The sequence below is a fragment of the Shewanella sp. Iso12 genome (assembly GCF_012030025.1).
Lineage (GTDB): Bacteria > Pseudomonadota > Gammaproteobacteria > Enterobacterales > Shewanellaceae > Shewanella > Shewanella algae.
Genome location: NZ_JAAUHW010000005.1, coordinates 60,859 through 85,593 on the forward strand (window position 1 = coordinate 60,859; position 24,735 = coordinate 85,593).

The 24,735-nt window shown below is 53.3% G+C and carries 21 protein-coding genes; 12 read left to right on the top strand and 9 right to left on the bottom strand.

From position 1 onward, the window contains the following. Positions 1-23: 23 nt before the first annotated feature. From HCX89_RS11075 to HCX89_RS11110, 8 genes are all read left to right on the top strand, one after another. The gene (locus HCX89_RS11075; protein WP_096141991.1) at positions 24-929 is read left to right on the top strand and encodes an alpha/beta hydrolase; all 906 of its coding nucleotides are present in this window, start codon (positions 24-26) and stop codon (positions 927-929) included. Between the two features lie 305 nt (positions 930-1,234). Then, on the top strand, positions 1,235-2,452 hold the full coding sequence (locus tag HCX89_RS11080) for an aspartate aminotransferase family protein (protein ID WP_028779706.1): 1,218 nt from the start codon (positions 1,235-1,237) through the stop codon (positions 2,450-2,452). A gap of 101 nt (positions 2,453-2,553) precedes the next feature. Then, positions 2,554-3,573 carry an arginine N-succinyltransferase gene (gene astA, locus HCX89_RS11085; RefSeq protein ID WP_167716176.1) on the top strand — a complete coding sequence of 340 codons (1,020 nt, stop codon included), beginning with the start codon at positions 2,554-2,556 and terminating at the stop codon, positions 3,571-3,573. 10 nt (positions 3,574-3,583) lie between these two features. Beyond that, positions 3,584-5,044: a succinylglutamate-semialdehyde dehydrogenase gene (astD, locus tag HCX89_RS11090; RefSeq protein WP_144438401.1), complete on the top strand. Its 1,461-nt coding sequence runs from the start codon at positions 3,584-3,586 to the stop codon at positions 5,042-5,044. A gap of 83 nt (positions 5,045-5,127) precedes the next feature. Beyond that, positions 5,128-5,928 (top strand): DUF1338 domain-containing protein, encoded by an 801-nt coding sequence (locus tag HCX89_RS11095; RefSeq protein ID WP_167716065.1) that lies wholly within the window; start codon positions 5,128-5,130, stop codon positions 5,926-5,928. A 330-nt stretch (positions 5,929-6,258) separates the two neighbouring features. Then, positions 6,259-6,651 carry a hypothetical protein gene (locus HCX89_RS11100; RefSeq protein WP_167716067.1) on the top strand — a complete coding sequence of 131 codons (393 nt, stop codon included), beginning with the start codon at positions 6,259-6,261 and terminating at the stop codon, positions 6,649-6,651. Between the two features lie 52 nt (positions 6,652-6,703). After that, positions 6,704-7,567 (top strand): hypothetical protein, encoded by an 864-nt coding sequence (locus tag HCX89_RS11105; RefSeq protein WP_025011307.1) that lies wholly within the window; start codon positions 6,704-6,706, stop codon positions 7,565-7,567. A 23-nt stretch (positions 7,568-7,590) separates the two neighbouring features. Then, the gene (locus tag HCX89_RS11110; RefSeq protein WP_145839652.1) at positions 7,591-11,049 is read left to right on the top strand and encodes a zinc-dependent metalloprotease; all 3,459 of its coding nucleotides are present in this window, start codon (positions 7,591-7,593) and stop codon (positions 11,047-11,049) included. A gap of 92 nt (positions 11,050-11,141) precedes the next feature. Here the strand turns inward: HCX89_RS11110 and HCX89_RS11115 are convergent, their stop codons facing one another. From HCX89_RS11115 to crp, 4 genes are all read right to left on the bottom strand, one after another. Further along, on the bottom strand, positions 11,142-12,473 hold the full coding sequence (locus tag HCX89_RS11115; protein WP_025011306.1) for an ATP-binding protein: 1,332 nt from the start codon (positions 12,471-12,473) through the stop codon (positions 11,142-11,144). Continuing rightward, positions 12,473-13,147, bottom strand: coding sequence for a response regulator transcription factor (locus tag HCX89_RS11120; RefSeq protein WP_025011305.1), 675 nt, complete (start codon positions 13,145-13,147; stop codon positions 12,473-12,475). Before HCX89_RS11120 ends, HCX89_RS11115 begins: the two co-directional genes overlap by 1 nt. Then, positions 13,128-13,415 (bottom strand): PepSY domain-containing protein, encoded by a 288-nt coding sequence (locus HCX89_RS11125; protein ID WP_223828894.1) that lies wholly within the window; start codon positions 13,413-13,415, stop codon positions 13,128-13,130. The genes HCX89_RS11120 and HCX89_RS11125 overlap by 20 nt, the downstream gene beginning before the upstream one ends. 144 nt (positions 13,416-13,559) lie before the next feature. Further along, positions 13,560-14,195: a cAMP-activated global transcriptional regulator CRP gene (crp, locus tag HCX89_RS11130; RefSeq protein WP_025011303.1), complete on the bottom strand. Its 636-nt coding sequence runs from the start codon at positions 14,193-14,195 to the stop codon at positions 13,560-13,562. 392 nt (positions 14,196-14,587) lie between these two features. Between crp and HCX89_RS11135 the strand changes: the two genes are divergently transcribed. Next, complete coding sequence (locus HCX89_RS11135) at positions 14,588-15,334, top strand: tetratricopeptide repeat protein (protein WP_093982085.1); 747 nt, start codon at positions 14,588-14,590, stop codon at positions 15,332-15,334. Between the two features lie 333 nt (positions 15,335-15,667). On the opposite strand, the gene HCX89_RS11140 is transcribed toward HCX89_RS11135, so the two are convergent. The 3 genes from HCX89_RS11140 to HCX89_RS11150 form a co-directional block, all read right to left on the bottom strand. Next, complete coding sequence (locus tag HCX89_RS11140; RefSeq protein ID WP_025011301.1) at positions 15,668-16,555, bottom strand: phosphoribulokinase; 888 nt, start codon at positions 16,553-16,555, stop codon at positions 15,668-15,670. A 103-nt stretch (positions 16,556-16,658) separates the two neighbouring features. After that, the gene (locus tag HCX89_RS11145) at positions 16,659-16,916 is read right to left on the bottom strand and encodes a YheU family protein (RefSeq protein WP_025011300.1); all 258 of its coding nucleotides are present in this window, start codon (positions 16,914-16,916) and stop codon (positions 16,659-16,661) included. Further along, complete coding sequence (locus HCX89_RS11150) at positions 16,900-17,877, bottom strand: hydrolase (protein ID WP_167716069.1); 978 nt, start codon at positions 17,875-17,877, stop codon at positions 16,900-16,902. Before HCX89_RS11150 ends, HCX89_RS11145 begins: the two co-directional genes overlap by 17 nt. A 122-nt stretch (positions 17,878-17,999) precedes the next feature. On the opposite strand from HCX89_RS11150, the gene HCX89_RS11155 reads away from it, so the two are divergent. Together HCX89_RS11155 and HCX89_RS11160 are read left to right on the top strand one after the other, a co-directional pair. Next, the gene (locus tag HCX89_RS11155; protein WP_025011298.1) at positions 18,000-18,506 is read left to right on the top strand and encodes a hypothetical protein; all 507 of its coding nucleotides are present in this window, start codon (positions 18,000-18,002) and stop codon (positions 18,504-18,506) included. Between the two features lie 19 nt (positions 18,507-18,525). Beyond that, the gene (locus HCX89_RS11160) at positions 18,526-20,139 is read left to right on the top strand and encodes a GMC family oxidoreductase (protein WP_167716071.1); all 1,614 of its coding nucleotides are present in this window, start codon (positions 18,526-18,528) and stop codon (positions 20,137-20,139) included. On the opposite strand, the gene HCX89_RS11165 is transcribed toward HCX89_RS11160, so the two are convergent. Both HCX89_RS11165 and HCX89_RS11170 read right to left on the bottom strand, forming a co-directional pair. Then, complete coding sequence (locus HCX89_RS11165; protein ID WP_025011297.1) at positions 20,099-20,551, bottom strand: DUF2390 domain-containing protein; 453 nt, start codon at positions 20,549-20,551, stop codon at positions 20,099-20,101. The two genes, HCX89_RS11160 and HCX89_RS11165, sit on opposite strands and share 41 nt — an antisense overlap. Positions 20,552-20,595: 44 nt before the next feature. Then, positions 20,596-22,503 (bottom strand): ABC transporter ATP-binding protein, encoded by a 1,908-nt coding sequence (locus HCX89_RS11170; RefSeq protein ID WP_167716073.1) that lies wholly within the window; start codon positions 22,501-22,503, stop codon positions 20,596-20,598. Positions 22,504-22,833: 330 nt separating this feature from the next. Here HCX89_RS11170 and HCX89_RS11175 point away from each other — a divergent pair, with 330 nt between their 5' ends. Further along, positions 22,834-24,735, top strand: a complete 1,902-nt coding sequence (locus HCX89_RS11175; RefSeq protein WP_167716074.1) for a hypothetical protein — start codon at positions 22,834-22,836, stop codon at positions 24,733-24,735.

The window sequence follows — 24,735 nt, forward strand, 5'->3', positions numbered from 1 at the left end:
TGTAGGCCTTCCATGGAGGAGCTATGCCCAGTTGGCAAGCCTCGGTATTGAACCGGTTGTTAACTTACGTGGCGCGGCCATCGGTCAGTCGCGGCAGTGCCAAAGTGCCTCTGTGCGGCATTCGCCGGCGCTTACTGGAGATGGATCGCCGCTGGTTGGGCTGGCCGCAGGAACTCAAGGTCGAGCACTGGCCGCTGAGCCACTCGCCACTCATCCATTACCAGCTGCCGCAGCCAAGAGAAGTCAGCCTCTTCTATATTCGCGGCGGCGGCTTCTGTTTCAAGACTCCCCATGCCCATGCCCGTTTCCTGGCCGATATTATGCGGCGCAGTCTGGCGGACTGCTATGTGCCCGATTATCGTCTGGCGCCGGAGCACCCGTTTCCGGCAGCCTGTGATGATGTGCTGGAAGCTTATCGGATGACACTTGAGCATTGTGACCCGGGCAAACTGGTGCTGATGGGCGACTCTGCCGGAGGCAATTTGGCCTTGAGCCTGTTGTTGCAGCTGAAACAGCTCGAGTTGCCGTTGCCGAGAGCCTGCGTGTTGCTCTCTCCTGCGCTGGATCTCGGCATCACAGGTGATACCGAGCGTATTCTGGCGGCCGACGATCCCTTGTTCACCATTGAATCACTGCTCAGACTCAGAGGGGCGTATCTCGCCGGTAGTAACCCCATGTCTGAGCGGGTTTCGCCGCTTTATGGTTGCTTTAAGGACTTGCCGCCCATCTTGCTGCTGGCCGGTACCCGTGAGCTGCTGCTACAGGATGCCGAGCGCCTGCAACAGGCGGTATTGCGCGACGGAGGCCGGATAGAAGCCGGTTTCTACCTCAATATGCCCCATGTCTTTCCACTATTTGAACTCTTGCCCGAGGCCATGGAAGCCAGGGGCCAAATCGCTGCTTTTATACGCAATAATCTACTGTTATGATTGTTGTTAACTATTCAAAATAGGTGAATAGTTAACGAATTCGGTGTCAGTTGAGATTTTTTGTGACTATTTATGCCGTTAAACGGCAGATATTTGCCTGCTTAATTCTCAAACTCAGATCTTTATGCACTTATAGGCCAAGGCATTGCTCCTGCATATTGATCAAACTGGTATTTTGATCACAATTTCGCTAATAATGACACCTAAGCAACACAAGTAAGTGCAGTTTTACTCACAAAAAATAAAGATTAACTGCTTAAAACGGTGGCCGACAGAGCCGCCGACAACACAAAGGATGAGAAGGAATGAGTGTAAACATGAATTTGACACGTGCCCAGTTTGATGAAGTCATGGTGCCTAATTATGCACCGTCACCCGTTATCCCGGTTCGTGGCGATGGCAGTCGTGTTTGGGATCAGGAAGGCAAAGAGTATGTCGACTTTGCCGGTGGTATTGCAGTTAACTGTTTGGGCCACTGTCATCCAGCCGCCGTTGAGGCGCTTAAGGCGCAGGGCGAAAAACTCTGGCACTTGTCCAATGTGATGACCAATGAACCGGCACTGGCATTGGCGACCAAACTGGTTAACGCCACTTTTGCCGACAAGGTCTATTTCGCCAACTCAGGTGCCGAAGCCAATGAAGCGGCCCTGAAACTGGCCCGCCGCTATGCTCTGGATAATTTCGGCGCCGAAAAAGATCAGATTATCGCCTTCGACAAGGCCTTCCACGGCAGAACCTTCTTTACCGTCAGCGTAGGTGGCCAGGCCGCCTACTCAGATGGTTTTGGCCCCAAGCCGCAGGGGATCACACACCTGCCATTCAACGATGTTGCCGCATTGGAAGCCGCGGTGTCGGACAAGACCTGCGCCATCATGCTGGAGCCGCTGCAGGGTGAGGGCGGTATCATAAACGCCACTCCAGAGTTTCTGGCCAAGGTGCGTGAACTGGCCGACAAGCACAATGCATTGGTGGTGTTCGATGAAGTGCAAACCGGCGTTGGCCGTACCGGCGAGCTGTATGCCTACATGGGTACAGATATAGTGCCGGACATTCTCACCACTGCCAAGGCTCTGGGCGGCGGTTTCCCCATCGCGGCCATGCTGACCACTGACAAGATTGCCGCTCATCTTAAAGTGGGCACTCATGGTTCCACCTATGGTGGTAACCCTCTGGCCTGCGCCGTCAGCAACGCGGTATTTGATGTAGTCAATACCCCCGAAGTGCTGCAGGGCGTTAAGCGTCGTGAGCAACTGCTGCGTGATGGCCTGGAAAAAATCAATGCCAAGTACCAGGTGTTTTCCGAGGTGCGCGGCAAGGGACTGTTGCTCGGCGCCGTGTTGAATGAACAGTATCAGGGACGCAGCCGTGAGTTTCTGTTGGCCTCGGTCGACAATGGCCTGATGACACTGATGGCCGGTGCCAATGTGGTTCGTTTTACTCCTTCTTTGATCATCCCTGAAAGTGATATTGCCGAGGGTCTGGCACGCTTTGAAAAAGCGGTCGCCAAGGTGGTTGCCGCCTGATCCCCGTGGGCCCAGGCCCTCTTAGCGCAATAGACTCACAGCTGCTGTTCTGACGGGCCGGCCCGACGGAGCAGCAACTGTGGATGAGTGGAGATTTAACCATGTTAATCATACGGCCTATCCGAGCCTCAGATTTCCCGGCGCTGCGCTGTATCGCCGAAGAATCGGGCCATGGATTCACCTCGCTGCCGGTCAATGATGAGCTGCTGACCCGCAAGATTGCCCGTTCGGAAGCTTCTTTCGCCAAGGCGGTGGAAACGCCTTTTGATGAAGGCTACCTCATGGTGTTGGAAGACATAGAGACCCAGGAGGTCGTGGGCACCTGTGGTCTGGAAGCCGCGGTGGGAATGGAAGATGCCTTCTACCATTACCGTTTGGGCACAGAGGTTTATCATTCGTCGCAGATAGAAGTGCGTAACGAGGTTGAAACCCTCAGCCTGTGTCATGACTACACAGGTGCCGCCGAGCTCTGCACCCTGTTTCTGAGAGACTCCTACCGCAAGGGCAACAATGGCCGCATGCTGTCACGCAGCCGCTTTCTGTTTTTGGCCCAACATGCCAATCGGTTCGGTGAAACTGTTATCGCCGAGATGCGCGGGGTCAGTGATGAAAACGGTAATTCCCCTTTCTACGGCTGGCTGCAGCAAAACTTCCTCGGCATAGACTTTATTCAAGCCGATTACCTCTCAGGTCTGGGGCAGAAGGCCTTTATGGCCGAGATGATGCCTCGCAGCCCTGTCTATGTCTGCCTGTTGCCCGAAGCGGCGCAGAAGGTTATCGGTGAAGTGCACACCAATACACGCCCGGCCCTGAGCCTGTTACAGGCGGAAGGTTTCCGCTGGCGCAATTATGTGGATATTTTTGATGGTGGCCCCACGGTTGAATGCAACCTGGCGGACATTCGCTCCGTGCGCGAGAGTCGCCTGCTGACGGTGCGTATCGGCGATATGCCTCAATCAAAGGACAGCTTTATTCTCTCCAACACCCATTTGGCAGACTACCGTGCCGGTTCGGCCAAGCTGGCGCTGACAGACGACAGTGAAGAAGTGATCCTGTCGAGCGAGTTGGCCGCCGCACTCTTGGTGGCAGACGGGCAATCGGTCAGGGTATTGGCAATATAGGAACAGCATAATGACACAATTTATCAAGGGCCAATGGCTCGCTGGCGAAGGCCAGGCAATGAGTTCAAGCAACCCGGCCAACGGCGAAACCCTGTGGCAGGGTAATGCCGCTACCCCGGCTCAAGTAGAAGCTGCCGTTGCAGCCGCCAGAGAGGCACAGTTTGACTGGTTTATGCTCGGCTTTGACGGCCGCCTGCAGGTGATAGAGGCCTATCGCGATCAGCTGGAAGCCCATAAGGCGGAAATCGCCGACACCATAGCGCAGGAAACCGGTAAGCCATTGTGGGAAACGGCCACCGAGGCGGGTGCCATGATAGGCAAAATTGGTCTGTCGGTCGCGGCTTATCACAAGCGTACCGGTGAAACTGAAAATGAACTGCCTGCCGGGCGGGCCGTGCTGAGACACAAGCCCCACGGCGTGGTGGCGGTCTTTGGGCCTTATAATTTCCCTGGGCATCTGCCCAATGGTCATATAGTACCGGCTTTGCTGGCGGGCAATACCGTGGTATTCAAGCCATCGGAACTGACGCCAAAAGTGGCTGAGCTGATGCTCAAGCTGTGGGAGAAAGCCGGTCTGCCCGCCGGGGTCATCAATCTGGTGCAGGGCGAAGTGGAAACCGGCAAAGCGCTGGCTTCACATCCTCAGCTCGATGGTCTGTTCTTTACCGGTAGCTCCCGCACCGGCCACTTGCTGCATCAGCAGTATGCCGGTCATCCGGGCAAGATCCTTGCCCTGGAAATGGGCGGTAACAATCCGCTCATCGTCAAAGGGATCAGTGATATCAAGGCGGCTGTGCACGAAATTATTCAATCTGCTTATATCTCCAGTGGCCAGCGTTGTACCTGTGCCCGCCGTCTCTACATAGAGAAAGGTGAGCAGGGCGATGCTTTGATTGCCGCACTGGTTGCGGCAATCAAAGCGATAGCTGTCGGCCCCTGGAATGCCGAACCTCAGCCATTTATGGGCTCGATGATCTCTGAAGCAGCAGCCAAGGGAATGGTCGCGGCGCAGCGTAATCTGCAGAATCTCGGCGGGGTTTCGCTGGTGGAACTAACCCATATTGAGAGCGGTACCGGCCTGGTGTCTCCAGGGTTGATTGATGTTACCGAGGTGATTGAACTACCTGATGAAGAGTATTTCGGACCCTTGCTGCAACTGGTGCGTTACAGCAGCTTTGACCAGGCGATTTCGCTGGCCAATGATACCCGCTATGGCCTTTCTGCCGGGTTGCTGGCCGATAGCCGTGAAGACTATGACTATTTTCTGGCACGGATTCGTGCCGGCATAGTGAACTGGAACAAGCAGATCACCGGAGCCTCAGGTGCGGCGCCATTCGGCGGTGTCGGGGCATCGGGTAACCACAGAGCCAGCGCCTTCTATGCGGCCGACTATTGTGCTTATCCCGTGGCTTCCATGGAGGCCGATGGTCTGAGTTTGCCACAGGCATTGAGTCCGGGACTTAGCCTCTGACAGTGAAGGGAAGCGCAGTGGCGCTTCCCTTTTTTGAACATACCATTTGCCTTTGGGCAAACTGCATTACACAGGGAATAACCATGCATACAGATATCAATGCGCTGTTCAATGCCATGTGGCAGGACTATATCAAGATGACGCCATCGGCGGCCAAAGTGCACCAGCTGTTGGGACAAGGCAAGGCGATTATTAACGACCATATCGCCTTGCGTACATTCAATCTGCCCAAAGTGGGCTTGGATGTGCTGGCAGCCCATTTCGAAGCACTGGGCTATGTGGCTTGCAGCGATTATCGTTTTGAGCAGAAAAAGCTGGTGGCAAAGCACTTTGAGCATCCGGACCCGACTCAGCCCAAGGTCTTTATTTCTGAGCTGCTGGTGGAAGAGTTCAGCCCAGAGTTGCAACAGCGGGTTGCCGACTTGGTTGAGCAGATCCCAACCCAGGCCTTGACCGCAGATAACTTTACTTATTCAGGCAGACACTGGCAGCTTGACTATGACACCTACCAAGCCCTGCTCGCCGAGAGTGAGTATGCTGCCTGGGTTGCCGCCTTTGGTTATCGTGCCAACCACTTTACCGTGTCTGTGAACCATCAGGCCGAATTCAGCACCCTGGCCGCCGTCAATACTGCGCTCAAGGAGGCTGGGTTTACCCTCAACAGTGTTGGCGGTGAGATCAAAGGTTCAGCTGAAGTCTTGCTGGAACAGTCTTCCACCATGGCCGACAGAATCCCTGTCGCCTTCGATGACAAGACGGTAGAGATCCCCAGTTGTTTCTATGAATTTGCCCTGCGTTATCCCAAAGCCGATGGTGAACTCTATACCGGCTTTGTTGCGGCCTCGGCAGATAAGATTTTTGAGAGTACCAACGTCAAGTCGTAACAGTGCTTAATTAGTTACAGAATGGCCTCCTTAATTAAGGAGGCTTTTTTGTAAATAAACAAAACATCATGCTTAATATAGTGAAGCATTAATGTTTTTGTAATGTTTTAATTATGTTTTATGTTGGTGTTGATTTGCCAAGGTTAATTTATTTTTATGATGTTTTTTATGATATATACCCAGTTTTTAATCTATTTAGACTAGTCATTAAGTGTTGGTGTTGATCACTGTGTTTTTCATGATTATGCTGTTTACATAAGTAACAATATGTATTGAATGCATTCGAGCTAATATCGAGGCGCTATTCCGTTTGGGGCGGCGGAAAATCACATGAATAAGAGAAATAAGTCGAATAGTAAATTGCAGAGCTTGGTCAAGTTGGCCATGCCTTTGCTATTGTTTTTGTCTTTTTCTAATGCAGCGATATCTAATGAGTTTGAAGAAGTTAATACGCTGATATCTATTGCCAAACAGAACGCGTCACCGGTAAATCAGTTGGCAATCTATTCACTCTCCTTGCCTTGTATTATGGCCGTTAAACTGGCGGATAACGCCGTCTTGGCCGAAGTGTTTAAAGCCATTACAGTCAGTTGGTTTATTTTGTTCTTATGCGGGCCCCGTATTCCCAACCTGGGTGTCCCGCAACTTTCCTTTGGTTGGATGCCCTATTGGGCGCAATTACTCCTTGAATGGGTAAAACCTATTCGTGGCAGTACCTCTTAGACTGGAATTATCTCCAGATTAATTCGTTTTAAATAAATTAAGGCTTTTAAATATGAGATCCGGTAAATATCACCGCGATCTGGCCTTGTCACGCATAATAAAAAGTAAAAAAGCAAAGACGAGCTTCCCTTTGCTGGGCTTACTATTGCTTGCGGGACAAGCTCAGGCGGTTAATGAGTTTGAACTCAAACAGGAAGAATTCGGCGAATGGACTGCCTATTTCAATGCATCTTATACCCGCAATGTCTACAGTGAGTCGGCCTTCGATGCGTATCGGGCTTATAGTCTGGATGCCAGGGTCGATTACAACAGTGATTGGGGCAGTGTGCTGCTGACCTTTGGCGGTGAAAAAGAGACGCTGCACGGTAAGGAGTCGAGCTTTTTTGACCCCTTGCTCGAGTATCGAACGCCACTCTATTCCCTGACCGATACCCTGTCGCTCAAGGGCAGTGTCGGTGTCTATCTGCCGGCGGCGCATTACACCAAGCTGGATAGGCTGGAGTATGCCCCCAGAGTGGCGGCTTATCTCTTCTATCGCCCTGAGGGCAACTTCAGCTTCTACCTGTCTCCCAGATATAGGTACAACGCCTACAAGTACAAAACTGCCGGTGAGCGGGTGCTGATTGAACATCAGGTCGATCTGGTGGCCGATGCCTATTGGCAGTTTGCCAGTAATTGGTACCTGGATATCAGCGGCCGCTATCGGATGTCGAAGAATTACCGTGGTCGTCGTATGGATGACCAATTCACCTTTGCCCAGGAACTGGGATGGATGCCTGCCGAGAGTTGGACACTGGCCATTGGCCATAACAACAGCGGCCGTTTCTACCACCCGGAACTGGGGCCTTCCGAAGGCTTTGAGCTGTATGACAAGCGCAGCTCCACCTTCTATTTCTCAGTAACAAAATACCTATAAACTCAATCTATTCAGAGGATTAAATGAAGAAGTCAAGTCTGAGCCTGGCGATAGCAGCCAGCCTGGCACTCGCAGGATGTGGGGCAGGAGAAGAACCATACAAGGAGTTGCCCAAAGATGAGAAACAGATTAGCAGCGACTCGATAGAGAAGGCCGGTGAGCGCCAATACCTCTATATCCGCAGTGTCGGCAAGGCGCCGCGTTATGCCGCCGCTATCCGCGGCTTCAGCCAGGGGGATCCCAAGTTGGTGACCCTGCACAAGACAGAGAATGGTATTCAGGTTCGCCAGTTGGACCGGGACGCCATAGGTCTTGGTCATGACAGCCGCTACCAGGAGGGCATCAACCAGGCCCCGGTACTGACCATCCCCGGTGAGTACATAGACTTCAGATGTACCGAAGACAAGTGGCGTGAATGCATCAACGTCGAGCAGGTCAATACAGATGCCAACCTGACCTGGCAGGACAAGCGCTTCTTTGTGCCTGACTTTGCCGACACCAAAATTGCCGAGCTGGGGATCAACGATATCTTTATGTTTGGTGAGTGTGTCACCGAAACTGAATCCCCAAAACTGGTCAATGCCGGAGCCTACAAAGGCTATGAAATGGACCTGGACAAGGGCGTGATCAACTTCGAGATTGAACACACCTATCAGGCATCGGGCCAGTGTTTCAATCAGTTTTACGGTGGCAATCTGGATAATCTGTCGTTCACCACCACGGAATTTATCTCCATAGTGGCGCTGGATCAGCTGGCCAGTGAAGATTATCAACCCATTCCTTACAGCGAGCATGAGAAGGGCACCTTTGGTTTCTTCAACTCCAGTCACAGCTATCGGGACAGAACCGACTCAGAAGGGGTGGATGGCTATGTTCGTACCTACCTGAACCGCTTCAACCCGGCTAAGAGTGAGTTGGTGTACTACTTGTCCAACAACTTCTATGAAGCCAAGAACAAGCCTTTCCTGGATGCGGCTATCGAATCTGTGACCGCGATGAATATCGCCAACAGTCGTTATCATACCGGCTTGCCACAGATTAAGCTGGAGCAGGCGGGCGATAAACGCCATGGCGATCTGCGTTATAACCATATCACTCTGTTTGATGAGCCTCTGGATAACGGTCTGGCCGGTTACGGTCCATCAGCAGCCAACCCACTGACAGGGGAGATTGTCAGCGCCAGGGTTAACCAATACAGCTCCAACCTCAAGCAAGGCGCGGTGCGTTACTATCGGCAACTGATGCTGGATTATAACCGCGGCAAGTTGGATGCGGCTTCGGTCGAAGCGCTCACCGGCGTGCCTTATCAGCAAGCCGTGGTTAAGCCAGCGGCTTCCACCACATTGCAAGCTGTGCCTGCGGCGCTGGACAAGCCCGCCGATGTGATGGTCGCCGCCACTCCGGCAGCTCTGCCACTCAAGCCCGCTGAGCAGCAGTTCAACGCCTTGGCCGACTTCGATGAAGCCAGCCGTGACTATTGGTCCGAGCATACTTTGATGCATGTCGACACTGTGTTTGCCGCAGGTGGTCAGCAAAGAATGCTGCCGGCCGGTGTCAAGGACCACAAGATTGATTGGCAGAATGCCGAGTTGTGGGTCAATGGTGATGTTGGCGGTAAGCTGCAGGCATTCGAGAAGCTGAGCCTGGATCTGCAGGATAGCCTGAGCACTGCGCTGGCCGCCCAGGCCTTTGCCGGTACCCTGACCCATGAACTGGGCCACAACTTCGGCCTGAGACACAACTTCGCCGGTAGCCGCGATGGTGACAACACCTTCAACCAACAGGAAATGGAAACACTGAACCAGGCCTTTGCCGGTGCCGGTTATCCTGATCTGAAAGTGAACGCCGAGTTCTCCAGCCAGATGGACTACAACGTCAACCGTTTTGCGACCACTTTTGAGCCCTATGACCTGGCGGCGCTGCGTTTCGGTTATGCCCGTGAAGTTGAGGCCGACAACGGCGACTTTGTCTCCCTTAAAGACGAAGATGCCAAGCGTCGTGATGAGCTGCAAAAAGGAGTGATCCAGGGCGAGACACGTTTCGGTGCGCTCTACAACATTGCCCGCGACCACAAGCTGCGCAGCTATGCCTTCTGTACCGACGAGCATGTGTCGCTCAACAGCAACTGTAACCGCAGTGATGCCGGTCAGAACCTGGATGACATCGCCCAGTTCTATATCGACAGATATCAGGACAGCTATGAAACCAGTAACCTGAGACATAACCGTCAGTCGCTTTATGAAGACCACAGCCTGGGTTACACCATTGCCCGCAAACGTCAGTTTGATGAGATCCGCCAGTTTATTGAAGATGTCAGCTTCCTCGAGGGGCTGTTCGACTTGCCGGAAAACTTCTTCGCCAACGACTGTCAGCTGAAAGCCGCAGCCGGCCAGGATGCCTGGTATTGTGCCAACCAAAGGGCGATGAACAAGGCGGCCGACCTGTTCCTGCGCCTTGCCGGTGAGAACGATGCTGTGGTAGATGTCACCTTCCGTACTGCAGATGGCCAGGCAGCCCTGAGACAGCAGTACAACTTTGCCAAGTTGCTGGAACAGTATCGCTTCAAGAGCGCCGACATGACCATGAAGTTTGCTCCGGGTGAAGTGATCAGCAGGTTTGCCGACTCTCCAGAGGCATTGAAGGAACTGATCATCAACTATGGTATCAAGGAAGAGTTCCGGGATATGTTGAGCGCCGATGTGACCTTCGCCGGTCGTTTGCTGAACGGGATCAAGGCGCCTGAAGGCTCGCCCAACCATCCTTATGTCAACGAGCGTGATGTGCTTGGGGTATGGCCGGACAAACTGCTGGCAGTGCGTGCCTTGGTAAGTCGCACGACTCCGAGATCGACTTCCAGCCGTGGTCACAAGGCGCTGGTGGATCTGCCACAAACCGGCAAGCTGTTCGAAGATATGCTTTGCCGCATGGCGCTGGGTAATGGCCCGGATCTGGTCAGCAATGGCAAGCCTTTGTTTGCCGATGCCTGCAACAGTAGCCCTGAGCTGGAAACGTATCTGCCTTACTACAGCGATTTTGCCAGCCAGAGCATAGAGCCTCTGCCCAATTATGACCGCACAGTATCACGCTTCTTCGGCTTTGATACCGTCAATGGTCAACCCAAAGGCAAGAGCAACCTGCTGCAGATGATGCTGAGACAAGTGGTGTTGGCATCGGTCGACAGCGACTATCAGGGTGAGCAGAAGGCCAGGGTATGGCGTGAATATGTCGGTATTCATCAGGCTGCCCCTGGGCTGGATATGCAGGCCCAAGTGTCCCTGAACGGTAAAATCTACGCCGCGACAGCCGAGAATAAGTTGGCGCTGGCGCTGATTGCCCGCATTAAGGAAGTGGAGCAGTTTATCGCCTCGGCCTCTCCTGAACTGCTGGCGCAGCAGCTCAAGGGCGGCACTGTGGGTGAGATACTCAATGGTCAACTGAGCCGTGACCGCCTGGCTCTGAGCTACCTGCCTGTGCTTGATTGAGCCAAGGCCTGACAGCTTGATAACAAAGAACCCAGCCTAGGCTGGGTTCTTTATTTTTGTCTGAGTGACTCCTTGAGGAGCCAGGCTAACCTTCAGGCCTTGAAGGTCAGTGAAACCTTGAGTCCGCCCAGTGCCGGGCTCTTGCAGAAGTCGATATCCAACTGATACTGCTCGGCAATATCCTTGACTATCGACAACCCCAGCCCATGACCATTGATCTCTTCATCCAGGCGATTGCCGCGGCGGGTGAGGGTTTGCATGTTTTCCTCTGCCACCCCAGGGCCGTCATCTTCGACGCTGACATACACCAGTCCCTGATGTTGCCACACCCTCACCAACACCTGGCTTGAGGCCCACTTATAGGCGTTGTCCAACAGGTTACCGAGCAGTTCCATGCCGTCTTCTCTGTGGATTGGTAGCCTGGGAATACCATCACTGATATCGAAGCGCCAGCTAATCTGCTTGTGTCTATGCACCTTGTCCAGGGTCTGGCACAGGCTCTCCAAATCCCTTGGCAGCACCAACTGTGCCGCCGGCAGCATATCGCCTGTGATCCGCGCCGCCGCCAGTTTACGCTCTATCATCTTGTGGATCTGATCCAGTTGTTGCTCCAGTGCCCTGGCGGTATCGGGATCTTTCAGCCCCAGCGCTTCTACCTGCTGGCGCATCACTGCCAGTGGCGTCTTCAGGCCATGGCTGAGATTGCCCAGATTGTTGCGGCTGCGCTGAATTTGGTTACTCGTGTATTCGAGCAGCTCGTTGTAGGTTTCGGCCAGAGGTTTGACTTCGGGAGGAATGGTCTCCAGCGACAGCGAGTTGATCTCCCCCTCCCTGAGTTTGGCCAGCGCCTGTTTTATCTGCTTAACCGGCTTGAAGGATTGCCGCAATACCAGAAATATCCCCAGGATCATCGCCAGCAACATGGCCAGGTTGACACTCAGTTTGGTGCCATAAACCTCGGTAAATACCTTGCGGCCTATGCTGAGATCCTGTGCAACCGTCAGGGTGGCATTGATCTTCTTGCTACTTGAGGTCAGCCCCAAAGACAACAGTTGAATGTCGTGATTCTGTGGCCCTTTGGTTTGCCAAGCGCGGGTTTGCCCTGGCTCCAATTGCACTATTTCCAGGCGTTGATCCCACAAGGAGCGGGAGCGGATCTCCCGATCCGGCAGATTGAGCTGGTAGTAGCGCCCGGAATAGGCGGGTTTGTAGAAGCCGGAAAGCAGGCTCTGATCTATCAGGATTTCACCGTCATTGAGGTGAGTGGCCAGCGCCACTTGCTCCAGATCTTCCTGCAAGCGGTTGATAATAGAGTCGTGAAATGCCTGGCGCAGCATGGATTCCATAAACGCCAGGCCTATCAGGGTACTCAGTAACACCAGTGCTGTCAGCCACAGGCTCAGCTTGGTGCGGATGGACATCATCAGGATTGGCTGCCGTGAAAGATATAACCTTGGCCGCGACGGGTTTCTATCGCTGTCTTACCCAGTTTCTTGCGCAGATGGGTGACATAGACCTCGACCACATTGCTCTCTTTCTCATCATCAAACTGGTACAGCTTGTCGGTGATCTGCGCCTTGGAAAGCAGCTTCTTGGGTGACATCAAGAAGATCCTCAGCAAGCGAAACTCCATGGCGGTCAGGTCGAAACGTTGACCATTGACAGTCACAGTCTGCTCGGCTTCATCCAGACTGACGCCACCGAAGTTCAATTGCTTGCCGGGCACAGTGGCACGGCCATGGGTGCGGTGGATTATCGCCTGCAGTCTGGCCAGCAGTTCCTGGGTGTGAAAGGGTTTGCCCAGATAGTCGTCGGCACCGGCATTGAAGCCTTCAACCTTTTCATGCCACTGGCTGCGGGCGGTCAGCATAATCACAGGAGTGGTCAGCCCCTGCTGACGCCATTTTTCCAGCAACTGCAAGCCGTTGCCATCGGGCAGGCCGATATCGAGAATGATGCAGTCATACTGGGTTTCTTTGACCAGATAGTCGGCTTCTATGGCTTTGTCGGTCACATCCGTGACATAGCCTGCTTGCTTTAGTTGTTTTGCCAGTTCTTCAACCAGCAGGGCATTATCTTCAACGAGTAGAAGTTTCATTGGGACGACATTCGCTCGGTAATGGGATTAGATCATCGTGTAAACCTGTGCCTGCATTCAGACTCAGACTGACGATATGGCCATGTTCGACTTTTATCTGCAAATCATAACGCCATTCACCCTCTTTCTGATAGAGATGAGCGTCAATCAATTTGCCATGGCACACCCATTGTAGCTGAGAGAGAGTGGCATCCAGGGAGAGGATCGTCCCGGATTTCACTAATTCCTTGGCGATATCGTGATCGGGTTCCAGGTGGGGACTGGCCACTTCAGCCTTTGCAGTGCTCAAAGTCAGGCTAATAAAGCAAATGAAAAATAGCCCTCTCAATTGATGCTCCTGAAAAACAAAAGTGGCCAAGGTTATTACCTTGGCCACTCTATAGAATCAGGCTTAAATCAAGCTGAAGCTGGCTTAGCGGGTACCGTAAACTACTATGGTTTTACCGTGCGCCTGGATCAGGTTCTGCTCTTCCAGCATCTTGAGGATGCGGCCCACGGTTTCGCGGGAGCAGCCAACAATCTGACCGATTTCCTGACGGGTGATCTTGATCTGCATGCCGTCTGGATGTGTCATGGCATCAGGCTGTTTAGCCAGATGCAACAGGGTCTGAGCGATGCGACCGGCCACGTCGAGGAAGGCCAGGTTGCCCACTTTCTGGCTGGTGCTTTGCAGACGGTGTGCCATTTGAGCGGCCAGCTTCATCAGGATCTCAGGGTTAACCTGGATCAGCTGCTTGAACTTCTTGTAAGAGATCTCAGCAATTTCACAGGCTTGCTTGGCGCGAACCCAAGCGGTACGCTCGGCTTGCTCTTCAAACAGACCCAGTTCACCGATAAAGTCGCCCTGATTCAGGTAAGAGAGGATCATTTCCTTACCTTCTTCATCTTTAATCAATACGGCAACAGACCCTTTTACTATGTAATACAGAGTGTCTGAATCTTCACCAGCATGGATCAGAGTGCTTTTGGCTGGATACTTATGAATGTGACAGTGTGATAAAAACCACTCCAAAGTCGGATCTGGTTTTGGCTTACCAATCAGAGCCATGCCTATGTTCCTCGATTGATTAAAACGAAAGTAAGGATATTCTAAATAAGGATTTTACGTCAATATCAAAGAGTAAACTTTGAACCAGGTCTTAGTTTAGACTGAGTGAATCAACGCAATTAAATCGCTAATCTTGGTTATCATTCTGATACTTTAGTGATACATGTCAACCAATACAGATTAAAAGCCCCTGGAATCGCTCCAGTCTGTAGGTTAAATCACATCTTCTTCACCTTGCTCACAATTCGCCAAGCCCATTGAGAGCTACTATTAGCGTTTTATTGGTGGATTGACCTCGACTTTCACGCCGGGTTCGGGCTAATTTATGAGTCTGTATGCATAGATTATCAAAGGGTATCAGAGTGAAGTCTCCCTTAATTGCAGCGGCTGCCATGTTGGCCTTGAGTCTGTTCAGCGGACAGTTACAGGCCTTTGCCATTCCCCAGCCAAGCAAGGAAATTGCCGCCAGCAAACTGGCCTATATTCAGCTCAATGCCGCCAATGGTGAAGTGGAAGCTCAGTACCTGCTAGGTTTGATGTATCTCTCCGGCCGCTTCGTTGCCGAGGACAAAATTGCCGGCCTCGCCTGGTTGACCAAGGCTGCCGAAGGGGGCGAAACCAAGGCGCAGCAAACCCTGGCAGATCTGGCATTTGAAGGCAAGTTGATGCAGCGGGATCTGGCGCTGGCCGAGCGTTGGTATCTGCCGTTGGCGGAGCAGGGCAACCATTGGGCCAGGTTCAGACTGGGTTTCCTCTATGCTTCAGGTGGTGAAGGGGTTAACCGCCATTGCGGCAAGGCTGTGGCGTTTTTCAGCTCGGCCGGTGATGACATCTCTCTTGGTAATGCTGCCTGGATCCTGGCCACTTGCCCCGAAGCCAAGTACCGCGATGGTGGTCGGGCGTTGGCGCTTGCCAAGCAACTACTGGAAGACAACAATCAGGACCCCACCAATCTCGATAACTTGGCGGCAGCTTACGCCGAATTAGGGGATTTTACCGCCGCAGTAGCGACTCAGCAGCAGGCCATTGCAGCGCTGGAGCAGTCGCAGGATCTCAGTAAGGCGCTTGAATTCCGGCAGCGTCTGGAGAGTTATCGCAGTCACAAGCCTTACCGTGAAGTGGTGCCCTTGATGGAATAACGTCCATTGTGAATGCTTCAAGCCGATACGGATAATCCCTTTGCTGAACGCAGGGGTTTTCGCTGTGGTTGATTGTGTTTATGTCAGAGGAAGAAACTGACGCTTGCATGGGGAGCACGAATTCGGGCAATAAAAAATGCCCATCATGGGCATCTAAAATAGGGTGGGTTGTTGACATACTCGAGGGAACAAACAGATCAAGATGGGGGAATCTATCCCCAAGAGTATGTCAACCATCAGTATTTCGCCTGAAATCCCGATGACTGTAATTTACCCCTTTAGACTTAAATCAAACTTAATCGAGTCTGAAGCCAAAATTTATCTGCATCCAGCCTATTCAATATCCTGCTCCAGCAGGGCTTGGCGCTTATCCATCAGGTCTTTGATCAGCGGTGTCAGAATAAGCTCCATCGCCAGTGACATCTTGCCTCCCGGCACGACCAGGGTGTTAACCCTGGACATAAAAGCTCCCTGGATCATCTTCAAATAATAGGGGAAGTCGACATTGTTGATGCCGCGAAAGCGGATCACCACAAAGCTCTCGTCCAAGCTGGGAATATCCTTGGCGCTGAAGGGGTTGGAGGTATCTACCGTAGGGACCCGCTGAAAATTGATATGAGTGCGGGAGAATTGTGGCGTCATATGATTGATATAGTCGTCCATCGAACGCACGATTGAGCCCATCACTTTTTCACGGGTATGGCCGCGCTCAGAGGTATCGCGAATGATCTTCTGGATCCACTCCAGGTTGACTATGGGTACCATGCCAATCAAGAGATCCACGTGCTGGGCAACATTGCTTTCGCCGGTCACTACACCGCCGTGCAGCCCCTCGTAGTAGAGCATATCCGTGTCTTCCGGCAGCGGTCGCCACTGAGTAAAGGTACCCGGCATCTGGTTGTAAGGCACGGCTTCATCGAAGGTATGCAGGTAGGAGCGGGTTTCCCCTTGCCCCGTGCCGGCATAGTCGGAAAAACACTTCTCCAGACGGGCAAAGTCATTGGCTTCCGGGCCAAAATAGCTGATGTTGCGGTTTTCGGCCTTGGCCTTGCGGATCATCACTTCCATTTCGGCGCGGGTATAGTGGTGAAAGCTGTCCCCTTCCACCATGGCCGCGTTGATCCCCAGTTGTCTGAAGATGTGACTGAAGGCGGTTGTGGTAGTCGTGGTTCCGGCACCCGATGAACCTGTCACTGCGATAATTGGATGTTTTGCAGACATTTTTCCTACCTGTTTCAAAGAACTTGGGCTGCAGGCCGACGCTGTGGTTATCTGACCCGTTAACCTTTAGTTAACTACTTATAAAGGAATGCAGGGGGACGGGTCAATCGTCGACAAGTGGGGTACGCCGCATGATCTCCTCGCGGGAGCGGATGGCAACAGACTCGTCATCTTCGCTGAATTCTACCAGTAAATGGCCGCTCTTGAGCGCCAGGCGGCACTTGCCGATGGCCTGCTCCAACGCCTTGTCACCCAGCGCATCGAAACTGCCGTCTTCCACCTGGGAAAGCAGGTATTCCTTAATCAGATTATCCAGGGTTTCCTTGGGCAGTTGCAGCAGGGATTCATAGGGTATCAGCATGGGTTGACTCCGTCAGATAACGCAGCAATCGCTGCTCCAGATAATAGCGTGGCTGCCACGGTGTGCCGCCCTCGATAAAGCCCACATGGCCGCCATTGGCATGCAGCTCATATTCGACGCAGGCGGGCAGATGCTCCAATAAAGGGATTACGGCGTCAGTCATAAAAGGGTCGTCTGCTGCATGCAGTATCAGGGTCGGTTTGGCTATCTTACCCAATAAAGGCAAGGCGCTGGCCCTTTGATAATAGTCATCGACACCGTTGAAACCGTGCAGCGGTGCAGTCACCTGATGGTCAAAATCATAAAAGGTGTTCAGCCGTTTGATGGCTTCACCATTCAGCGGCAACTGGCTGTTGCCCCGCTCGAGTTTCAGCAGCATTTTTTGCTGCAATTGGCGGATAAGATAACTTTGATAAACTTTGGAGAAGCCTTTCTCCAACCGCTTGGCACAGGATGCCAGCGCCAGCGGTGCCGATACCACGGCGGCGCGGCTGAGCAGGCTTTTATCTGCAAATTCTCCCTGGTACTTGGCCAGTACATTGCCGCCGAGACTGTAACCTACCGCCAGCAGAGGCGAATGGGGATAGCGCTGCTTCAGGGTTTGCAGGCTATGGCTGATATCGGCCGTATCACCACTGTGGTAACTGCGCGCCAGGCGATTGTCTTCACCCGAGCAGCCTCTGTGATGGTGCACTACGGCTGCTAGCTCCTGCTTCTGACACTCGCGAAGCAGGCGGCGGATATAGTGGGAGTCGGCGCTGCCTTCCAGCCCGTGCAGTATTACCAACAAGGGCTTACCCGGGATTGGCGTCTTGAGCCAGTCGAGGTCGATAAAGTCGCCATCCTCCAGCTCCAGCCGTTCACGCCGCAGTGGTAGCCCTGCCACCTTGGTCAAAACAGGTATGATCGTTTGAAAATGGGGGCTCCTGGCCCACCAGGGCGGACGAAAACTACTGCTCATGGGATCTCGCTTGCGAAATGGCCTATTGCCGTGGGCACTTTGCTGTGGTTAATTGGTTATTGGCAGGATTGTAACACAGATGTCAGCACAGCTGAGTGCAGGGGAATGACAGGAGGACAGGCATGCAAAGACGGCAGTTTCTGCTTTGGGCTTTGGGGGGAACCAGTGCATTGGCATTGGGTGTCAGCCTCTATGAGGAGGAGGAAATCGCCAACCTGAGTGAGCACGAAAAGCCTCATGACCTTCTGCTTGGTGCCTTGATCCCCGTGTTGCTGGAAGGGGCATTGCCGGAGATTAACAAACATAGAAGCAGTGCCATCAATCGCACTCTGGATGCGGTCAATCAAACCCTGAAATGGCTACCTAAGGCCCAGCGTCAGGAGTTGGAACAGCTGCTCGACATCCTGGAGAACCGCTTTGGTTTACTCTTGCTGAGTGGCAGCATGACGCCTCTGATGCTGCGCAGCCCCAATGAATTGGTCGAGATGCTGGAATCCTGGCGCAGCTCTTGGATGGAGCTGCTGCAACAAGCTTATCTCGGTCTCAGAGAGTTGTTGATGGCAAGCTATTATGCCTGCCCTGAGCATTGGGACAGACTCAACTATAACAAGCCAAAACTGGCACTCTGATACCCGACTGGAGACACATTTGCCTATAGCTGATCCCATTTTGGCCGGGCTGGCCGCAGGTTGGAAACATACAGATGGAGCCTCTTTGACCGAGGATCTTGAACTGGAGACGGATGTTGTCATTATAGGCACAGGTGCCGGCGGTGGCACGGCGGCTGAAGTATTGACTCAGGCGGGGCTCAGAGTCTTGCTGTTGGAGGCCGGGCCGCTCAAGTCATCCTTTGACTTTGTCATGGAGGAGCGCCGCGCCTATCCAGAACTCTACCAGCAAGCGGCGGCCATGAAGACCCAGGATAAGGGGATCAGTATTTTCCAGGGTAAGTCGGTCGGCGGCTCCACCACAGTCAACTGGACTACTTCGATTCGCACCCCCAAAGCCACCTTGGATTATTGGCAAAGCCTTGGGGTTAAAGGTTTGTCCCGCAGCGAGCTGGATCCCTGGTTCGACAAGATGGAGCAAAGGCTCAATATCAGTCGCTGGCCGATAGATCCCAACCGCAACAACCAGGCCCTCAGGGATGGCTGTGTCGCGCTTGGCTGGGACTACACAGTTATCAAACGCAATGTGCTGGGCTGCTGGAACACGGGGTACTGCGGCATGGGCTGCCCGGTGAATGCCAAGCAATCCATGCTGGTCACCACAATACCGGCTGCCCTGAATGCCGGGGCAGAGCTATACAGCCATGTTCGCGCCGAACGCTTCGAGCATCATGGTGAGCGGGTTTTTGCCCTTAGAGCCGAGGCGCTCGATGGCTATAACAAGCCTACAGGTGTCAAATTGATGATCCGCGCCCGTCATTATGTGGTGGCGGCCGGAGCAATCCACACTCCGGCATTGCTGCTGCGCTCACAAATGACAGATCCCTATCAGCGCCTCGGCAAGCAGACCTGTTTACACCCAACCGTGCTCAGTGGCGCCCGCTTTCGGGAGGCAATCAATGCCCACTCCGGGGCACCGCAGTCGATATATTCGGATCAGTTTGTTTGGCAAGATGGGGCCACTGGTCAACCAGGATATAAGCTGGAGGTACCGCCGGTACATCCTGTGCTTATCGCCTCCAAAACTCTGGGCTATGGGCCACAGCATGCCGAGCTGATGTCCTGGTTCAATCATCTGCAGGTCACCATAGCCCTGATCCGGGATGGCTTTTCGCCGGAATTGCCCGGTGGGCAGGTATTGCTGACAGATAAAGGCACTGCCCTGGATTACCCTCTGACGCCGGCCTTGTTTGCCGCCGCCAGAAGGGCCTTTGCCAGCATGGCCGAGCTGCAGTTTGCCGCAGGCGCCGAGCAGGTTATGCCCATCAATGAGGGCGCCGGAATTTTGTCCTCCTGGCAAGAGGCCAAACAGGTTATTGCCGAGATGCCGCTGGCGCCACTGAAGACCATAGTGGCTTCGGCGCATGTGATGGGCGGCTGCGCCATGGGGGAAGACAGGCAGTTATCCTGGGTGAACAGCGAAGGCCAGGCGCATTACTACAGCAATCTGTCGGTGATGGATGGCTCTGTATTCCCCAGCAGTTTGGGAGCCAATCCACAGCTGAGTATTTATGGTTTGACTGCACGCAACGCCAGCTTGCTGGCCCGGAGGCTCAAGCCTGAGCCAGCAGAGCAGGATGTTGCTGAGGGCTGAGGTTGAACTGTGCCAGATAGGTACTGAGATTGTGTTGCTTGTCTTCAGTGACGCTGCGAGGCAGGCCATTGAGTTTGTGCAATATCAACTGCTGCCCTCTGCGTTCCATCATCAGCTCGACATCCAACATCTGTTGGTACTCGGCTTGTCCCAGGTTGGGTTTGGCCAGGCGTCTCAGCCGCCGATAGGGACGCAGAATGCCGCTTTCCCACTGCTCAACTTCGCTGTGGAGCTGGGCCCATGAGCCCTGGTTGAGACTAACGCCTTTGTTGTCCAGGGTCAGCGCCAGCAGCAAGAGGTTGACTATCAGGCCGTGTTCATCCTGCAGCTTTATCAGCAGGCTTTCCAGCGCCGGGTAAAGTGTTTCACATTCCTGCCAAAGACTAGAGGTAAACAGACTCGTATGTGGCACGCTTTTCTCCTTGCTTGCAATCTCAACACCCGGGTTTCCCCGGCTCAAAGGCCTGACTCGGCTTCGATGGTGTCTATCTCTTCCTGAAGTTCCAACCAGTTCATTTCACTCTCTTCCAGCGCCTGCGAAAGTTGGGTGCGCTCGGCGAGGATCTCCGTCAGTTTGGGCTTTTGCTCGGCCTCGTAGAGAGAAGTATCCGCCAGCAGATTTTCCAGCTCCGCCAATCTGTCGGTAGCCTGGCTTTGCTCGGCTTCCAGTTTGGCCTGACGTTTCTTCAGCGGCGATAGTTTTTGCCTCAATTCAGCTTCCAGACGCTTTTGCAGCTTCTTGTCCTGGGCCGGTGAGGCTTCGTCAACCTGAGACATACATGCCGTTGCGGCTTTGGCGGCATCCAGCAACCACTGGTGATAGTCATCCAGATCGCCATCGAACATCCGCACTTCGCCGCCATCGACCAGGTAATAGTCGTTGCAGGTGAGTCTCAGCAGGTGACGGTCGTGGGACACTATCACCATGGCGCCTTCAAAGCCCTGCAGCGCTACGGTCAGGGCGTGGCGCATCTCCAGATCCAGGTGGTTGGTGGGCTCATCGAGCAGCAATAGATTGGGGCGTTGCCAAACCAGCAGCGCCAGCACCAGACGGGCCTTTTCACCACCGGAGAAGGGACGCACTTGGGCAAGTGCCATATCGCCCTGGAACCCAAAACCACCGAGGAAGTCTCTCAACTCCTGTTCGCGGGCATTGGGGGCCAGGCGCTGCAGATGCTGCAGCGGGGTATCATCCAGCTGTAGAAACTCTATCTGATGCTGGGCAAAGTAGCCGATATTGAGCCCGGGATTGGGCTCGTACAGGCCGCGTATGGGCGAGAGTTGCTCAGACAGCAACTTAATCAGGGTGGACTTACCGGCACCGTTGCGCCCCAGCAAACCGATGTGGGCGCCGGGTACCAGATTGAGATGCACCTTGTTGAGAATAGCCTTGTCGCCGTAGCCGACCGACACATCTTCCATCTTCACCAAGGGGTTGGGCAGCGCATCCGGCTCGCGAAACTCCATATAGAAAGGGCTGTCGGCCTTGGAAGGCATCAACTCAGTCATCCTTTCCAGTGCTTTCAGGCGGCTTTGGGCCTGTTTGGCCTTACTGGCCTTGTAACGGAAGCGGTCCACAAAAGACTGCATGTGCGCACGCTCTCGCTGCTGGCGCTCATAGGCCACCTGTTGCTGGGCCATACGCTCGGCGCGAGTGTGTTCAAAGGCGCTGTAGTTACCCTTGTAGAAGTTGAGTTTCTGGTGTTCCACATGGACGATTTCGTCCACTATGGCATCGATAAAGTCACGGTCGTGGCTGATCAGCACCAGCGTACCCTGATAGGATTTAATCCAACCCTCCAGCCAGTACATAGTATCCAGATCCAGGTGGTTGGTGGGTTCATCGAGCAGCAATAATTCCGAGCGACACAGCAGTGCCTGCGCCAGATTGAGACGCATCCGCCAGCCGCCGGAGAAACTCTTCACCGGATGGCTCTGCTGGGCCTCGGTAAAGCCAAGACCTGCCAGTAGGGTACCGGCACGGGCGCGTATGCTGTAGCCGCCTACGGCATCAAGCTTGCCGTGCAGTTCGGCTATCCTGTGGCCATTATCCTCTGCTTCAGCTTTCGCCAGCTGGGTTTCGAGCTCGCGAAACTCACGATCGCCATCGAGCACATATTCCAGTGCCGATACCTCCAGCGCCGGGGTTTCCTGGGCGACAGTTGCAATGCGCCACTGGGATGGCACGCTGATCTCGCCTTTGTCCAGGTGTAGTTGCCCTAAAATCAGGGCCAGCAATGAGGACTTGCCCGTACCGTTGGCGCCGACTAATCCCACCTTGTGGCCGGGATAAATAGTCAATGAGGCCTCGTCAAGCAAGGTCTTGGTGCCACGGATCAACTGGGCATCGGAAATGGTGATCATGAATACTGCTTTGGAATACGCTGAATTTATGGGGCCAGATGATAGCCCAGAACCCCGGCCTCAGGCTATAGCAGCAACACTTTGCTGTGAGCTGGCACCTGGGGGTAAAAGTAGTTCATCATTTCGAATGAAAGACTCCCCTCAAAAGTATAGTTTTACGGCTAACGACGCGAAAAATATCGGAAAAAGCCAAAGTTTCAGATATTTCTGAGCTGCTTTTTGTAAAAACTTGCAGTACCATCCAGGCGCGCTCAAAAAAGCGCCACAGGAAACAAGGAGTTTTACCAAGGGGTAACCTAATTACCTTGGGGCAGACAGGGAGAGTCGTAGATGGGCGTAATCCGCGTAGTCAGCATGGCTGAGTTGCTTCTCAGCGATGCCGGGCAGATTGAGGCCAACTGGCAAAGCTTGAACAATGAACAGTTGGTATCTTTGGCGCCGTCCGGGTGCTCGCTCGAGCAGCTCAAGCGGGAACTGGCCGATGGCAGCAGAGTGATCCTCAGTGATACTCCAATCTTGCCACTATTTCGTTATCAATCAGGCGAGTGGGTTGCCAACATTCAAGAAGGTATTTCCCCTCACGCCGTTAATCAGATCCAAAAGCGTTTTGCCTCTGCAGGCAGCAGTGCTCACTTTCAGACATCCACCGGCAGCCTGGCCCCGGCCATCGAACCTGTTTACAGCCCGGATCCCAGCCTTACTCAGATTGCGCCCACCACGGCGCCAACGGCCAAAATCAGCCCCAAGTTCGCTCAAGCCAGACGCAGGTTGGAGTTGGAACTGGTTTACGATGACAAAGAGGAGACGGCGGCCGGTAAGGTGTCCTATAGAGTTGAATTCAGTGATGGTTCGCAAAAGACCGGGGCATTGAATGCCAAGGGCTGGGCCTGCCTGGAAGACTGCCCCAACGGGGAAGCCACAGTGATCTTCGGCGATGAGGCTGAGCGCCAAAGTGCAGAGCAAAGGTTACCCGACCTCTACCGTCAGTTGGCGGCGTCGCTGGACACCGCGGCAGCGGAAATGGCCAAGAAAAGCGAACAGTTGGCCGCTCAGGCGGATGTTCAGCAAATCAGTGACAGCTTCAGGCAAAAAGTGGATGCACAGCTGGCGGAGCTGACGGCTCAGCGAGAGCAGTTCAACCAACAGCAAATCTGGCAACAAGCCTTGCAGACTGGCCAGGCTTATACACAGGGGCTGAGTCAGGGAACAGCCAGCTTCATGGACGATTTGCTGGATTTCAGTGGCTTGATGGCATTCCTCGAGGAAGCAGAGATAATTCTTTCTTTGTTGCTCGAGGCGATAATGACAGGCGATGTCGATGTTCTGGAGGCCAAACTGGCTCAATGGCGTGCCCGTGGTGAAAATGGCTTGAAGGCCACAGGTGAGGCGATGGAAATGCTGATCTTGCTGTTAAAAGACGAGTATGTCCGCGCCTTATTGCAATCACTGCCACTGCGTTATCTCGACGCCCTTCCCAAAGATAAGCTGGCCGAAATAGCCGGTTATATGCATAGCCGGGTCAGTTTGGATGGCATGTTGGAGATGTCTCTTGTCCTGCTTGCGGCGCTGGTTGGCAGCGTCTTTGGGGTGATCCTGATGTTTCTTGTTGTGACCAAGAAACGGGCCAGCAGGATTATCAGCCCGGCCAGCAGCATATTGGAAGATATCGCCAAGGCCCAAAAGGCGATTCGGAACGACCATGCAGTTCAAACTTATATCGGGAAACACCAGACTCCACTGAATAGCAAGACGCCAAAGGGTGATGTTGACACTCCTTTGAAAAGTCGGGAGAATTCGAAAGGTGTTCCAAGCACTGAATTGTTGAAGGTAAAACTAGGCACTTTAAGAGGAGAGCCTGAGTTGCCTCATCCAAACGCGAATGCTGACATGGTTCGCTCTCTCAATAGGCAAAATGAATCAGCAGAAATTTTGTCGAAACGAGGCTTGGATGTGATGCATTTACCTAATACGGGACGGAAAGGCGGCAACCCAGATTTAGAAATCAATGGAAGAGCAGCAGATGTGTATTCTCCAAAGTCTAAAAACCCGCACACCATTAGAGATAATATGATTCATAAGGTTGAGCACCAGGCACCGGATATAGTTTTGAACATTACCGATTCCCCATTGAGTTCAGCTGATATGTTGAAGTTTTTGGATGAAAAGCCGGTGAATGGTTTACAGAACCTGTATTTGATTGACGGTGAAAATGTTTTATTGAGGAAGTTCTAA